This window comes from Streptomyces sp. NPDC001513, from assembly GCF_042894695.1.
Lineage (GTDB): Bacteria > Actinomycetota > Actinomycetes > Streptomycetales > Streptomycetaceae > Streptomyces.
In genome coordinates this window covers 484,620-497,547 of the sequence record NZ_JBIAVU010000003.1, presented here as the reverse complement: position 1 = coordinate 497,547, position 12,928 = coordinate 484,620, and the positions used below count along the sequence as shown (strand labels likewise).

General features: G+C 72.8%; 11 protein-coding genes. 6 read left to right on the top strand and 5 right to left on the bottom strand.

Annotated features, from left to right (window positions below):
• Positions 1-43: 43 nt before the first annotated feature.
• Positions 44-826: an IclR family transcriptional regulator gene (locus ACFYZ4_RS08820; RefSeq protein ID WP_351291334.1), complete on the bottom strand. Its 783-nt coding sequence runs from the start codon at positions 824-826 to the stop codon at positions 44-46.
• Between the two features lie 127 nt (positions 827-953).
• Between ACFYZ4_RS08820 and ACFYZ4_RS08815 the strand changes: the two genes are divergently transcribed.
• The 3 genes from ACFYZ4_RS08815 (at position 954) to ACFYZ4_RS08805 (ending at position 4,080) form a co-directional block, all read left to right on the top strand.
• The gene (locus ACFYZ4_RS08815; RefSeq protein ID WP_390783408.1) at positions 954-2,477 is read left to right on the top strand and encodes an aldehyde dehydrogenase (NADP(+)); all 1,524 of its coding nucleotides are present in this window, start codon (positions 954-956) and stop codon (positions 2,475-2,477) included.
• Positions 2,478-2,553: 76 nt separating this feature from the next.
• Positions 2,554-3,801 carry a TerD family protein gene (locus ACFYZ4_RS08810; RefSeq protein WP_390783444.1) on the top strand — a complete coding sequence of 416 codons (1,248 nt, stop codon included), beginning with the start codon at positions 2,554-2,556 and terminating at the stop codon, positions 3,799-3,801.
• 102 nt (positions 3,802-3,903) lie between these two features.
• Positions 3,904-4,080, top strand: coding sequence for a hypothetical protein (locus ACFYZ4_RS08805; protein WP_351291340.1), 177 nt, complete (start codon positions 3,904-3,906; stop codon positions 4,078-4,080).
• A gap of 87 nt (positions 4,081-4,167) precedes the next feature.
• Here ACFYZ4_RS08805 and ACFYZ4_RS08800 read toward each other — a convergent pair whose 3' ends face one another.
• Positions 4,168-5,607: an alkaline phosphatase PhoX gene (locus ACFYZ4_RS08800; RefSeq protein WP_384341273.1), complete on the bottom strand. Its 1,440-nt coding sequence runs from the start codon at positions 5,605-5,607 to the stop codon at positions 4,168-4,170.
• A gap of 192 nt (positions 5,608-5,799) precedes the next feature.
• Complete coding sequence (locus ACFYZ4_RS08795; RefSeq protein WP_351291344.1) at positions 5,800-7,350, bottom strand: hypothetical protein; 1,551 nt, start codon at positions 7,348-7,350, stop codon at positions 5,800-5,802.
• A gap of 391 nt (positions 7,351-7,741) precedes the next feature.
• On the opposite strand from ACFYZ4_RS08795, the gene ACFYZ4_RS08790 reads away from it, so the two are divergent.
• The 3 genes from ACFYZ4_RS08790 to ACFYZ4_RS08780 all read left to right on the top strand — a co-directional run bounded on the left by ACFYZ4_RS08790 (position 7,742) and on the right by ACFYZ4_RS08780 (position 10,540).
• Complete coding sequence (locus ACFYZ4_RS08790) at positions 7,742-9,583, top strand: endonuclease/exonuclease/phosphatase family protein (RefSeq protein WP_390783407.1); 1,842 nt, start codon at positions 7,742-7,744, stop codon at positions 9,581-9,583.
• Between the two features lie 69 nt (positions 9,584-9,652).
• Positions 9,653-10,144 (top strand): GNAT family N-acetyltransferase, encoded by a 492-nt coding sequence (locus ACFYZ4_RS08785; protein WP_390783406.1) that lies wholly within the window; start codon positions 9,653-9,655, stop codon positions 10,142-10,144.
• A gap of 141 nt (positions 10,145-10,285) precedes the next feature.
• A complete protein-coding gene (locus ACFYZ4_RS08780; RefSeq protein ID WP_390783405.1) occupies positions 10,286-10,540 on the top strand; it encodes a hypothetical protein in 255 nt (84 codons plus the stop codon).
• Positions 10,541-10,625: 85 nt separating this feature from the next.
• Here ACFYZ4_RS08780 and dapD read toward each other — a convergent pair whose 3' ends face one another.
• Positions 10,626-11,606 (bottom strand): 2,3,4,5-tetrahydropyridine-2,6-dicarboxylate N-succinyltransferase, encoded by a 981-nt coding sequence (dapD, locus tag ACFYZ4_RS08775; protein ID WP_351291352.1) that lies wholly within the window; start codon positions 11,604-11,606, stop codon positions 10,626-10,628.
• Between the two features lie 9 nt (positions 11,607-11,615).
• Complete coding sequence (locus ACFYZ4_RS08770) at positions 11,616-12,821, bottom strand: MFS transporter (protein ID WP_390783443.1); 1,206 nt, start codon at positions 12,819-12,821, stop codon at positions 11,616-11,618.
• Positions 12,822-12,928 lie beyond the last annotated feature (107 nt).

Here is a 12,928-nt window from a genome sequence, read left to right as displayed (position 1 = left end):
CCGCGGCGCCCCACGCACCGCCCGCGCCCTGCGGCACCCACCGTCACATCCGGCGCGTCACCACCGACAGCCGGTCCCGTGCCTCGAACAGCGCCGCCTTGATGACCTGTTCGTGCACCGCCGTCAGCCGGGCCACCGGCACCGAGCAGCTCACCGCGTCCCGGGCCGGCGTCCGGTACGGGACGGCCACCCCGAAGCAGCGCAGCCCCAGCGTGTTCTCCTCCCGGTCCAGCGCGTACCCCTGCTCCCGCACCAGCGCCAACTCCTCGACCAGCTGCTCGCGGTCGGTGATGGTGTGCTCGGTGACGGCCTCCAGCCGCTTCGGCAGCAGGGCGCGCACCTCGTCGTCCGTGTGCGTGGCCAGCAGCGCCTTGCCGAGCGCCGTCGAGTGCACGGGCAGCCGCCGCCCGACGCGGGTGAAGGGCCGCAGGTAGTGCTGCGACTGCCGGGTGGCGAGGTACACCACGCTCGTCCCGTCCATCCGCGCCAGGTGGATGGTCTCCGTCGTGTCGTCGGAGAGCCGGTCCAGGGTGGGCCGGGCCGCCGCGACCACCTCGTCGCCGTCGATGTACGAACTGCCCACCAGCAGGGCCCGTACGCCGATGCCGTACCGGGTGCCCGTCGCGTCCGTCTCCACCCACCCCAGGTTCACCAGCGTGCGCAACAGCATGTAGAGGCTGGACTTCGGCAGGGAGAGGTCGTGCTGGATGTCGGCCAGGCTGTGCAGTCCAGGCCGGGCCGCGAAGTGCTCCAGCAGCAGGACGGTCCGCACCGCCGATTTGACCGGCGCCGCCGCAACCGGGATCCCCGACTCGGTCGTCGTCATACGCCTGCTTCCCCTCTGGTCGCCTCTTGTCACGCGGAGGACGCGGAAATAGAGTCCGCAGCAGATGTGATCATTCATCCACCGGAACCGCGTTCAGAATACTGAACGATCCAGGAGGCAGTGGGCCATGACAACGACACCAGTCTGGAGTGTGGACCCCCGCACCGGGAAGCAGCGCGAGCAGGTTGCGGTGGAGGCCACGTCCCAGGAGGTGGACGAAGCCGTACGGGCGGCCCACGCGGCCCGTGGCCCGCTCGCCGACGCCACCGTCCGCGCCGCCTTCCTGCGCGCCGCCGCCGCACTGCTCGACGAGGCCGCCGCCCACGTCATCGAGGCCGCCGACGCCGAGACCGCGCTCGGCCCGGGCCGGCTCACCGGAGAACTGGCCCGCACCACCGGCCAGCTGCGCGCCTTCGCCGACGCCGTGGACGAGGGCGCCTACCTCGACGTCCGGATCGACCGCGCCGACCCCTCCCTCAGCCCGCCCCGCCCCGAACTGCGCCGCTACAAGGTGCCGCTCGGCGTGGTCGCGGTCTACGCCGCCTCCAACTTCCCGCTCGCCTTCTCCGTCCCCGGCGGGGACACCGCGAGCGCGCTGGCCGCCGGCTGCCCGGTGGTCGTCAAGGCGCACCCCGACCACCCCGCCACCTCCGAGCTGTGCGCCTCGCTGCTGCGCCGGGCGGCGGCCGCCGTCGGACTCCCGGCCGACGTGGTGAGCGTGGTCCACGGGTTCGACGCCGGCCTGGAACTGATCCGCCACCCGCTCGTGGCCGCCGCCGGATTCACCGGTTCCGTCCGTGGTGGGCGGGCGCTGTTCGACGCGGCCGCCGCCCGGCCCGTGCCGATCCCCTTCCACGGCGAACTGGGCTCCCTCAACCCCGTCGTGGTCACCCCGGCCGCGGCCGCCGAGCGCGCCGAGGAGATCGGCGCCGGGCTCGCGGGCTCGGTCACCCTCGGCGTCGGCCAGTTCTGCGTGAAGCCCGGGCTGGTGCTGGTCCCCGAGGGGGCGGCGGGCGACCGTCTCACCGGCGCGCTCACCAAGGCGCTCGGGGAGACCGAACCGGGGGTGCTGCTCGACCACCGGATGCGCGAGAACTTCATCTCCGGCGTGCGCGAGCGGGCCGGGCTGCCCGGCGTCGACGCGCCCGTCACCCCGGGCTCCGGCGGGGAGCACACCGTCGGCGCGGGCTACCTGACCGTGGCCGCCGGGGACCTGCTCGGCGGCGGGGCGTACGACCTCCTCCTGGAGGAGTGCTTCGGCCCGGTCACCGTCGTGGTGCGGTACGCCGACCAGGGCGAGGCCGGCGCGGTGCTCGGCCGGCTCCCCGGGAACCTGAGCGCCACGCTCCAGCTGTCGGCCTCCGAGACGGAGGGCGCGCCGGGCCCGGCCACCGAGCTGATCGGGCAGGTCACGGAGCTGGCGGGGCGGATCGTGGTCAACGGCTGGCCGACCGGGGTGGCGGTGGCCCCGGCCCAGCACCACGGCGGCCCCTACCCGGCGGCCACCTCGCATTCCACTTCGGTGGGCGGGACCGCGATCGAGCGCTGGCTGCGTCCGGTGGCCTACCAGTCGGTGCCGGACGCGCTCCTTCCGGCGGAGCTGCGCGAGGCGAACCCGCTGGGGCTGCCGCGCCGGGTCACGGGCGGCTGAGCAACCGGCGCTGAAATCTCGCCCGAGGGTAAGGGAACGGCAAAGCCCCTCCGGTCGTTCTCCGGGCATGACCGCTATGACCCCTGGTTCCAACCTGCCGCTCAATGCCGTCCTTGTGACGGTGGACGTGGCTGCGCCGGTGCGGCTCGACGTATCGGCCCTGCTCCTGACGGCCGACGGCAAGGTGCGCTCCGACGCCGACTTCATCTTCTTCAACCAGCCCTCCGGCCCCGGTGTCAGCTACCGGTCCGGCGGGGGCGCGGCGCCGGACTCGATCACCGTGGACACCGGCGCGGTGCCGCCGGGCATCGAGCGGATCGTGGTCACGGCCAGCCCCGACGCCGCCGGGCAGACCTTCCAGGGCATCGAGCCCACGGCCACCGTCCGGGGCTCCGACGGCGGCGGGGTGATCGCCTCCTTCACCCCGCCGCAGCTGGGCTCCGAGACCGCGCTCGTCATCGTCGAGATCTACCTGCGCGGCGGCGTGTGGAAGGTGCGCGCGGTCGGCCAGGGGTACGCCAACGGCCTCGCCGGCATCGCCACCGACTTCGGCGTCTCCGTGGAGGAGGAGCCGGCTCCCGCGGCCACCGCCGTCGCCCCGGCACCCCCCGCGCCGCCGGCCCCGCCGGTCTCGTACCCGCCCTCCCCCTGGCTCGGCGGCGCCACGACGCCGACGGCACCCACCCCGGCCGCGCCGGTCCCGGCGGCGGCCCCCGCCGCGCCCCAGGCCGCTCCGGCCGGCGGGGGGAAGATCAACCTCGACAAGGGCCGGGTCAGCCTCCAGAAGAACCAGACCGTCTCCCTGGTCAAGGGCGGCCGCCCGCTGCTCTCCCAGGTCAAGATGGGCCTGGGCTGGGAGCCCGCCTTCGGCGGTCGGGACATCGACCTCGACGCCTCCGTCATCGCGTACGGCCCCCAGCGCAACCACATCGACAGCTGCTACTTCGGCAAGCTGTCCATCCTCGGCGGCTCCGTCAAGCACTCGGGGGACAACCTCACCGGTGAGGGCGCGGGCGACGACGAGGTGATCGTCGTGGACCTCGGCCGGCTCCCCGCCGAGGCCACCGGCCTGGTCTTCACGGTCAACTCCTTCTCCGGCCAGAAGTTCACCGATGTGGCGAAGGCCTACTGCCGCCTGATCGACGCGGCGAGCGGCGAGGAGCTGGTGCGCTTCGACCTGACCTCCGCCGAGCCGCAGACCGGCGTGATGATGGCCAAGCTGATCAAGCAGTTCAGCGGGGAGTGGGAGATGACGGCCATCGGCGAGTTTGTGAAGTCGCGCACAGTGCGCGGCATGGTCAAACCCGCCGCACAGGCACTCTGAGCAGGTGGGCGGGCACCGGCAGCCACGGCGGCGCATCCCTGGTGATGGATGCCACGCGTAATCCGTAAGTGGCTGTCAGTGTCCGCCCGTAGCCTTGAAACCATGCACCAGACACTCACACCCGCGGGTCCCGCCCGCCCGTCCGCCGCCGAGGCGAACGAGGCGATACGGCACCTCGTGGAAACCCGGGTGGACGGCGAGTGGCCCTCGGAGGCGTACGAGTTCCTGCTCTCCGAGTGGGCCGAGGCCTCGCGTGCGGAGGTTTCCGCAGGCCCGTGAGGTGCGGGCGGCCGGCCGCCCGCACCCGTCCGCGCGCCCGTGCCCGTCCGCACCCCGCACGCTCGGGCACGCCGCGTGCCGTCCGCGTCAGTGGCCGCGCCGCCACGGCCCGGTGATGGCCAGCATGATCCCCGGGGTCTGGATGTTGGCGAACAGCGTGCGCCCGTCCGGGGAGAAGCAGACCCCGGTGAACTCGGAGTACTCCGGCTCCTCCGCCGACCCGGCGTTCAGCTCGTTGCGCGCCAGCGGGTAGGTGCGGCCCGACTCGGTCGCGCCGAACAGGTGCTGGAGCCCCGAGCCGTCCTCCGCGATGACCAGGCCGCCGTACGGAGACACGGTGATGTTGTCCGGGCCGTCGTAGCCGCCGTCCGCCGCCGGATCCGCGTTGACGCCGATCAGGACGGTCAGCCGGACCGTGCGCCGCTTCGGGTCGTAGAACCACACCTGGCCGTCGTGCGCCGCGCCCGGGCTCTCCTCACGGGCGTAGGAGGAGACGAAGTACGCGCCTCCGTCGGCCCACCACATGCCCTCCAGCTTGCGCCCGCGCGTCACCACCCCGTCCGCGAACTGCTTGCGCACCGGCACGGTGCGGGCGTCGCGGTCCGTGACGTCCACCCAGTCGACCCCGTAGACGGTGCCGATCCTCGTCGCGCGCGAGAAGTCGTCGACGAACCGGCCCGAGCTGTCGATGCACTTGGCGGCCTGGAGCACGCCGGCGTCGGCCGCGAGCGTACGGAGCCTGCCGCGCCCGTGGTGGAAGCCGCGGGGCGGGGTCCAGCGGTAGAGCAGCCCATTGGGGCCGGAGGCGTCCTCGGTCAGGTAGGCGTGGCCCTGGCGCGGATCGATGACCACGGCCTCGTGGTCGTATCGCCCGAACGCCTTGATCGGGCGCGGGTCGCGGTTGGCGCGGCGGTCGTGCGGGTCGACCTCGAAGACGTAGCCGTGGTCCTTGGTCATGCCGTTCTTGCCGGCGAGGTCCGAGTTCTCCTCGCAGGTCAGCCAGGTGTCCCAGGGGGTGGAGCCGCCCGCGCAGTTGGTGGACGTACCGGCGATGCCCACCCATTCGGCGACCTCGCCGCCGCGCCGGACCTCGACGACCGTGCAGCCGCCGGCCGCGGCCGGGTCGTAGACCAGGCCCTCGGTGAGCGGGACGGGGTGCGTCCAGCCCGAACGGGGGCCCTTGAGCTCGTGGTTGTTGACGAGGAGGGTGACTCCCCGGTGGCCCTCGAAGGCGGCGGTGCCGTCGTGGTTGGACGGGGTGCTCTCGCCCGAGTCCAGCGTGGTGACCCCGCTGTGCGTGATCACGCGGTACTTGAACCCGGCGGGGAGGGCGAGGATCCCGGCCGGGTCGGGGACGAGCGGGCCGTAGCCGGGCTCGCAGGGCCGCCCGTGCTCGTCGCGGTGGGTGCTGTCGTCGGCCGCCAGCGCTCCCGGGGCGGTGGCGAGTGCGCCGACCGTCCCGGTGAGCGCCACGCCCGCGCCGGCGATGACGGTACGGGCGGTGAAGTCTCTACGGCTGAGCGGCATCGGGTCTCCTGGGGTGGGGAGGTGGTGCGCCTGTCGTGCGGTCGTCGGCGCACACGCTCTCGCCCGCACGTGAACGGCGGCTGAACTACCCACGAAGAGGATCAGTCCCCTTGCCGGTGGCCGGAATGGCCAACTCCGGCCCCAGGAACGGCGCATTGTCGCCACCCCCGGCCACTCCGCCGGCCGCCCGGCTCAGGGGCGGCGGGAGCGCGCCTTGAACGCGGCCTTGCGGGCCTCCTTCGCCGCCTTCTTGTCCGGGTGCAGCCGGCCCATCGCCTCCAGGACGTACGCCGTCGCCGGGTGCTCCACCCGCCACACCTGCTCGAAGAAGCCCGCGTGATGAGCGGTCAGGGTCTCCATCAGGAGCGGCAGCTCCTCCGTCTCCCCGTCGGCGGCCAGCTGCGCCGCGATCGTGTCGACCGTCAGCCAGAACACCATCTCCGGATCCGGCGCCGGTACGTCGACCACCCCGCGCTCCGCCAGCCAGACCCGGGCGAGCCCGCCGAGCTCCGCGTCGTCCAGCACCGCCCGGACCGCCGGCTCGGCCTCGGGCCCGGCCGGCGCCAGGGCCTGCTGGCAGCGGAGCCGGCGCAGCGGGCCGCCCTCGTCGTCCCCGCGCGCGGCGGCGAGCAGTTCGGCGACCGCGGCGGGCAGTTCGCGGCCGGCCAGCCACTGTTCGATCTCGGCCTGGGCGGCGCTCTCGGGGTAGAAGGAGACCGCGTCGAGCAGTGCGTCGGCGCCCTTGTCGGCCAGTTCGCCGACGGCGGGGGCCTCGACCCCGGCCTCCAGCATCCGGGCCCGGATCCCGTACAGGCCGAGCGGGGTGAGGCGGACCATGCCGTAGCGGGAGACGTCCTCGTCGTCCGCGGCGCTCGCGGTCTCCGCTTCCAGGGGGCCCTCGGCCTCCGCCATCAGCTCCTCGTCGACGGGCCGGAACTCCACCAGCCCGATCGGCGCCAGCTGCCTGAACTGGTCGTCGAGGCGCATCATCGCGTCCGAGACCTGCTCCAGCACGGCGTCGGTGGGCTCGCCCATGCCGTCGGGCACCACCATCGACGCGGCGAGGACCGGCAGCGGAACCGGCCGGTCCGCCGCCCCGCCCTCGGTGACGGTGAGCAGGTAGAGGTTGGCGAGGACCCCGTCGAGGAAGTCCGCCTCGCGGCCCGGGTTCCAGTCCAGCTGGTCGAAGTCGATCTCGCCGCCCGCGTCCAGCGCGTCGACGAGGCCGTCCAGGTCGGGCACCGCCGCGTCGGCGAGCACGGTGTCCAGGGCCGCCAGCCAGAGGTCGAGCACGTCGCCGGGGGCGCCGCTCGTCACCAGCGCCAGGTCCTCGCCGGGCGCGGCCGTGCCGAACCGCTCCTCGCCGCCCTCCGCGGCTCCCTCGCGGATGCCCTCACCGCCACCCTGGCCCCCGCCCTGCCCGGCGCCCTGCCCCGCTTCCTCCTCCACGTCCTCCTCCGGCTCCGTCACGTCGACCAGGCCGGTGTCCACGGCCACCCGCCAGGCCTGCCCCGCGTACCCGGCGGAGTCCTCGTCGGCGGCGTCGAGGCCGAGCGCCGCGACGGCCTCGGGCAGCTGCTCCGCGACGAGTTCGCCGCCGATGTCGACGCGGGTTCCGGGTCCGGCCCAGCGGGCGAGGCGTACGGCGCGCGCGAACAGCGGGGCGACGAGGGCGTCGCGCGCCAGTTCCGCGTCGGAGTGCAGCCGTACCGGCGGCAGCGTGGGGTGCGACTCTGCGGACATGGTGCTGTTCTCCTCGCGGACGCGGTGGGGCCGGGCGCGCAGCCGGGCGGTCGGGTCGTAACGACCGGTTGGTCCGTCATGTGCGCGCGGACATCGGCGACATGGCCGACATGGCAGGCAGGTCGGCGCGGGGCAGATGTGGCGCAGATGACAGTGGTGGCCGTCGTTCGGCGCCCCAGCGTAGACGCATTTCGGGACCATCCGGCGGGCCATCACCTTTGGTTCATCCCACAGTCAGCTGTCGTATTCCCTGGAGGGCTTGACAACTTTGCTGGCCACACAGGAAATTGACGCGCGTAGATGTATCGGGAGCGGCACGTCTCCCGCAGATCTGACTGCGACCCCGCTGCCGCGCCCCTCCTTTCCCTCTCCCACACCGGAGTCACTGACCATGCGCTCCTCGCATCCCCGTTCCGCCGCCGTCGCGGCCCTCGTCGCCACCGCGCTGGCCACCGGCCTGCTCGCGGGCTCCGCCGACGCGGCCGAAGGCGCCGTGTCCGCCGATCCGATACGCATCCACGACATCCAGGGCACCACCCGGATATCCCCGCTGAACGGCAAGCAGGTCGCCGACGTCGAGGGCATCGTGACGGGCGTGCGGACGTACGGCTCGCGCGGCTTCTGGATCCAGGACCCGGACGCCGACGACAACGACGCCACCAGCGAGGGCGTGTTCGTCTTCACCAGCTCCGTTCCGACCGTCGCCGTGGGCGACGCGGTGAAGGTCTCCGGCACCGTCGGCGAGTACGTTCCCGGCGGTCTGACCTCTGGCAACCAGTCGGTGACCCAGATCTCCAAGCCGACGGTGACCGTGGTCTCCTCCGGCAACGCGCTGCCCGAGGCCACCGCGATCAACGAGTACTCGGTGCCCGCCGAGTACGCCCCCGCGGGCGACCCGGCCGCCGCCGGCAGCATCAACGGCCTGACCCTGGAGCCCGCGCGCTACGCCCTGGACTACTACGAGTCGCTGGAGGGCATGAACGTCAAGATCGGCACCTCCCGCGTGGTCGGCGCCACCGACCCGTACTCGGAGCTGTGGGTCACGGTGAAGGGCTGGGAGAACACCGCCAAGCGCGGTGGCACGATCTACGGCTCCTACGAGTCCCAGAACACCGGCCGCCTCCAGATCCAGCAGCTCGCGCCCCTCGCGCAGCAGCCCTTCCCGGTGGCCAACGTCGGCGACAAGCTGACCGGCACCACCGAGGGCCCGCTGGACTTCAACCAGTTCGGCGGCTACACGCTGGTGGCCCGCACCCTGGGCACGGTCAAGGCGGGCACCCTCGCCCCCGAGAAGACCAAGCCGCAGGTCGAGCAGGAGCTCGCGGTGGCCACGTACAACGTGGAGAACCTCGACCCGACCGACCCGCAGGAGAAGTTCGACGCGCTGGCGAAGGCGGTCGTCGAGAACCTCGCCTCCCCCGACATCCTCGCCCTGGAGGAGATCCAGGACGACAACGGCGCCAAGAACGACGGCACCGTCTCCGCCGAGCAGACGCTGACGAAGTTCACCGCGGCGATCGCGGCAGCGGGCGGCCCGGCCTACCAGTGGCGGACCGTCAACCCCGAGGACAAGAAGGACGGCGGCGAGCCCGGCGGCAACATCCGCCAGGTCTTCCTCTTCAACCCGGCGCGCGTCTCCTTCACCGAGCGCGCCCCGGGCGACGCGGTGACGGCGACCGGCGTGGTCAAGGAGAACGGCAAGGCCGCCCTGACCCACTCCCCCGGCCGCATCGACCCCGCGAACCCGGCGTGGGCGGACAGCCGCAAGCCGCTCGCGGGCGAGTTCGTCTTCCGCGGCAAGACCGTCTTCGTGATCGCCAACCACTTCGGCTCCAAGGGCGGCGACGAGGGCCTGACCTCGCACCACCAGCCGCCGGTCCGTTCCTCGGAGGCCAAGCGGCTGCTCCAGGCGCAGGCCGTGAACGGCTTCGTCAAGCAGATCCTGGCGGAGGACAAGAACGCCAACGTCCTGGTCCTCGGTGACATCAACGACTTCGAGTTCTCGGCGACCACGGACGCGCTCGCGGACGGCGGGGCGCTGTACCCGGCGATCAAGTCGCTGCCGAAGGCGGAACGCTACTCGTACGTCTACCAGGGCAACGCGCAGGTGCTGGACCAGATCCTGACCAGCCCGGCGATCAAGAAGTTCACGTACGACAGCGTGCACATCAACGCGGAGTTCGCGGCCCAGAACAGCGACCACGACCCGCAGGTACTGCGCTTCCGTCCGTAACCCCCCGCTCCCACGAGCCGCAGGGGGTCCGGCCGCCGTCACGGCCGGGCCCCCTGCCACAATCCGGCCATGACCTTCCGCAACGCCACGCGCCGGGACCTGCCCGCCGTGCTCGCCCTGCTCGCCGACGAGGACCAGGTCCTCGACCCGGCCTCGATCGTGGTCGGCGAGGCGCACGAGCGGGCCTTCGCCGCCATCGAGGCGGACGCCCGCAACGAGATGCTGGTCCTCACGGACGGGACGGACGCGGCAGACGAGACGGCCGAGGCCGACGAGGTCGACGAGGTCGTCCTCGGATGCCTCCAGCTGACGTACATACCGGGCCTGGGCCAGAACGGCCAGGAGCGGGCCGTGGTGGAGGCCGTACGGGTCCGCGCGGACCGGCGGGGCGCGGGACTCGGCGCGGAACTGATGCGCCTGGCCGTCGAGCGGGCCCGCGAGCGCGGCTGCGGCCTGGTCCAGCTGACGAGCAGCAAGCGGCGCACCGCGGCCCACCGCTTCTACGAGCGGCTGGGCTTCGCCCGCAGCCACGAGGGCTTCAAACTGCAGCTGAAGCCGTAACGGGCCCTTCCCGGGCAAGATGGGGACTTTCGGCCCTGGCGTGACGCTCGACACATCCCTACCGAATCCACCGGTTGTGGTGTTGAGTATCTGCACGCCCGATCTTGTCCGGCTTGTCGCCCGCCTCCCTGGAGGATCCGCGTGTTCCCCTCCATCTCCCTCGCCCAGGAAATCGGCCTCGCGGTGCTGCTCGTGGCCGCGATCGTCTGGGTCATCGGCCTCGGCCACATGCTGTGGGACAGCCGGATCCACCACCCGGAGCCCGCCGCTCCGCAGGGTCTGCCGATGATCCCGGCCCAGCGCGGCTCCGTCGGGCACCCGATGGAGTCGGTGGAGCTGACCGAGGCGGAACAGCAGGCCTTCGCCGGCCTGATCCGCACGATCCCCCTGCACTGACGCCGGACTCGTCCGCACGCAACGCCGAGCGCCCTCCCGTTCCACGGAAGGGCGCTCAGTCGCAGGTGGGTGCTGCGGTGGTGCGTCAGTTGTGGCTGTGCAGGACCTCGTTCAGGCCGCCCCAGGCCGCCTTGTACGGGCGGGCCTCGACGGCGCCGGTGACCGAGTTGCGGCGGAAGAGGATGTTGCTGGCGCCGGAGAGCTCCAGGGCCTTGACGATCTGGCCGTCCGGCAGGGTGACGCGGGTGCCCGCGGTCACGTACAGGCCGGCTTCGACGACGCACTCGTCGCCCAGCGCGATGCCGACGCCGGCCTCGGCGCCGATCAGGGTGCGCTCGCCGATCGAGATGATCTGCTTGCCGCCGCCCGAGAGGGTGCCCATGGTGGAGGCGCCGCCGCCGATGTCGGAGCCGTCGCCGACCACGACGCCCGCGGAGATGCGGCCCTCGACCATGGAGGTGCCGAGGGTGCCCGCGTTGAAGTTGACGAAGCCCTCGTGCATGACGGTGGTGCCCTCGGCGAGGTGCGCGCCGAGGCGGACGCGGTCCGCGTCGGCGATGCGCACGCCCTTGGGGGCGACGTAGTCGGTCATCCGCGGGAACTTGTCGATCGAGGTCACCTGGAGGTGCAGGCCCTCGGCGCGCGCGTTGAGGCGGACGGTCTCGACCTGGTCGATCGCGACCGGGCCCAGCGAGGTCCAGGCGACGTTCGCCAGCAGGCCGAAGACACCGTCGAGGTTCTGGCCGTGCGGCTTGACCAGGCGGTGGCTGAGCAGGTGCAGGCGCAGGTACGCGTCGTGCGCGTCCAGCGGCTTGTCCTCCAGGGAGGCGATCACCGTACGGACGGCTACGACCTCGACGCCGCGGACCGCGTCCGTGCGGATCGCCTTGGCCGCGGCGGCGCCGAGGAGCTCCACGGCCTGCTCGGCGGTGAGGCGCTCGGTGCCGGCCGGGCCGGGCTCGGCGATCAGCTCGGGGGCGGGGAACCAGGTGTCGAGGACGGTGCCGTCGGCGGTGAGGGTGGCAAGTCCGGCGGCGACGGCGCCGGTGGTACGCGTAGCAGTCATGCCCGAAACCTAACCGGCGACGGCCTGAGGTCGCGAACCGGTCTCATGTGCCGGTCGCGCCTCGTGTCGCCGCTCGTGTCGCCGCTGCCTGGCGTGGGCCCACAGGACCGCCCCGCCGGCCCCCGCCGCCAGCACCGCACACAGCGGCCACAGCAGTCCGGGCGCCGCGGAGTACAGGGCTCCGCCCAGCGGCGGGCCGAGGACGACGCCGCTGGCCGAGACCCCGGCGTACAGGCTCTGGTAGAACCCGATGGCGTGCGGGGGCGCCTGGTCGGCGACGTAGGCCGTGGCGGGGGTCTTGTAGAGGATCTCGCCGAGGCTCAGCAGCACCATCATGGCGACGGCCGCCGCGATCCCGGTCCCGAGCAGCAGCGCCCCGTATCCGGCGCCCACGAGCAGGAGCCCGGTGCCGACGACGCGCAGCGGCGGGCGGGCGCGCAGGGCGACGGCGGCCGGCAGTTCCAGGACGAGGATGACGGCGCCGTTGAGGGCGATGATCAGCCCGTAGGCGCCGGTGTCGAGGCCGTGGTCGGCGAGGTAGACGGGGAAGGTCGAGTACTGCTGGCGGTAGATGACGTCGACCACCAGGATCGCGCCCAGCAGGACGAGGACCCCGGGCCTGGCCCGGAGCTCCCCCCATGCGCCGCGGCCCAGACCCCCGTCCGGGGCCGCGGCGGGGGTACGGTCCGCGCTGCGCGCCGGGACGACCCGGGCGGTCCACAGCGCGAAAAAGAGGGTGCCGATGCCGTCGGCGACGAAAAGCCAGTCGTACGAGAGGCCTGTCGCGATCAGTGCGCCCAGCGGCGGGCCGAGGGTGAAGCCGCCGTTGGAGACGCAGCGGACGACGGCGAAGGCCTGGCGGCGCGCCCCCTCCGGGACGATCACGGCGACGAGCGCCGCGTTGGCGGAGCGGATCGCCCCGAGGGCGTACTGGGCCAGCGGCAGGACGGCGAGCAGCGCGCCCGTGGGCAGCGTCGGCAGGAGGACGAGGCCGCCGCCGGCGAGGAACGAGGCGATGAGCAGGACGCGGCGGTGGCCGTAGCGGTCTCCGTACCCGCCGCCGGTGAAGTTGCCCGCGATCAGGCCGATGCCGCCGACTCCGGTGACCAGGCCGGCCTCGGTGACGGAGAGGCCGCGCGGGCCGGTCAGGTACACGAAGACGAAGACGAAGGTGAAGCTGGACACGGCGTTGACGAACACGCCCGGTGAGAGCATCCAGACCGCTCTCGGCACCTCTTTGAACCCTTGCAGCACGTCCCGCCCCCGGAGTTAGTTCCTTTTGGGAACTGACTATGTCAGCATGACAACCTCGGGTCAACGGA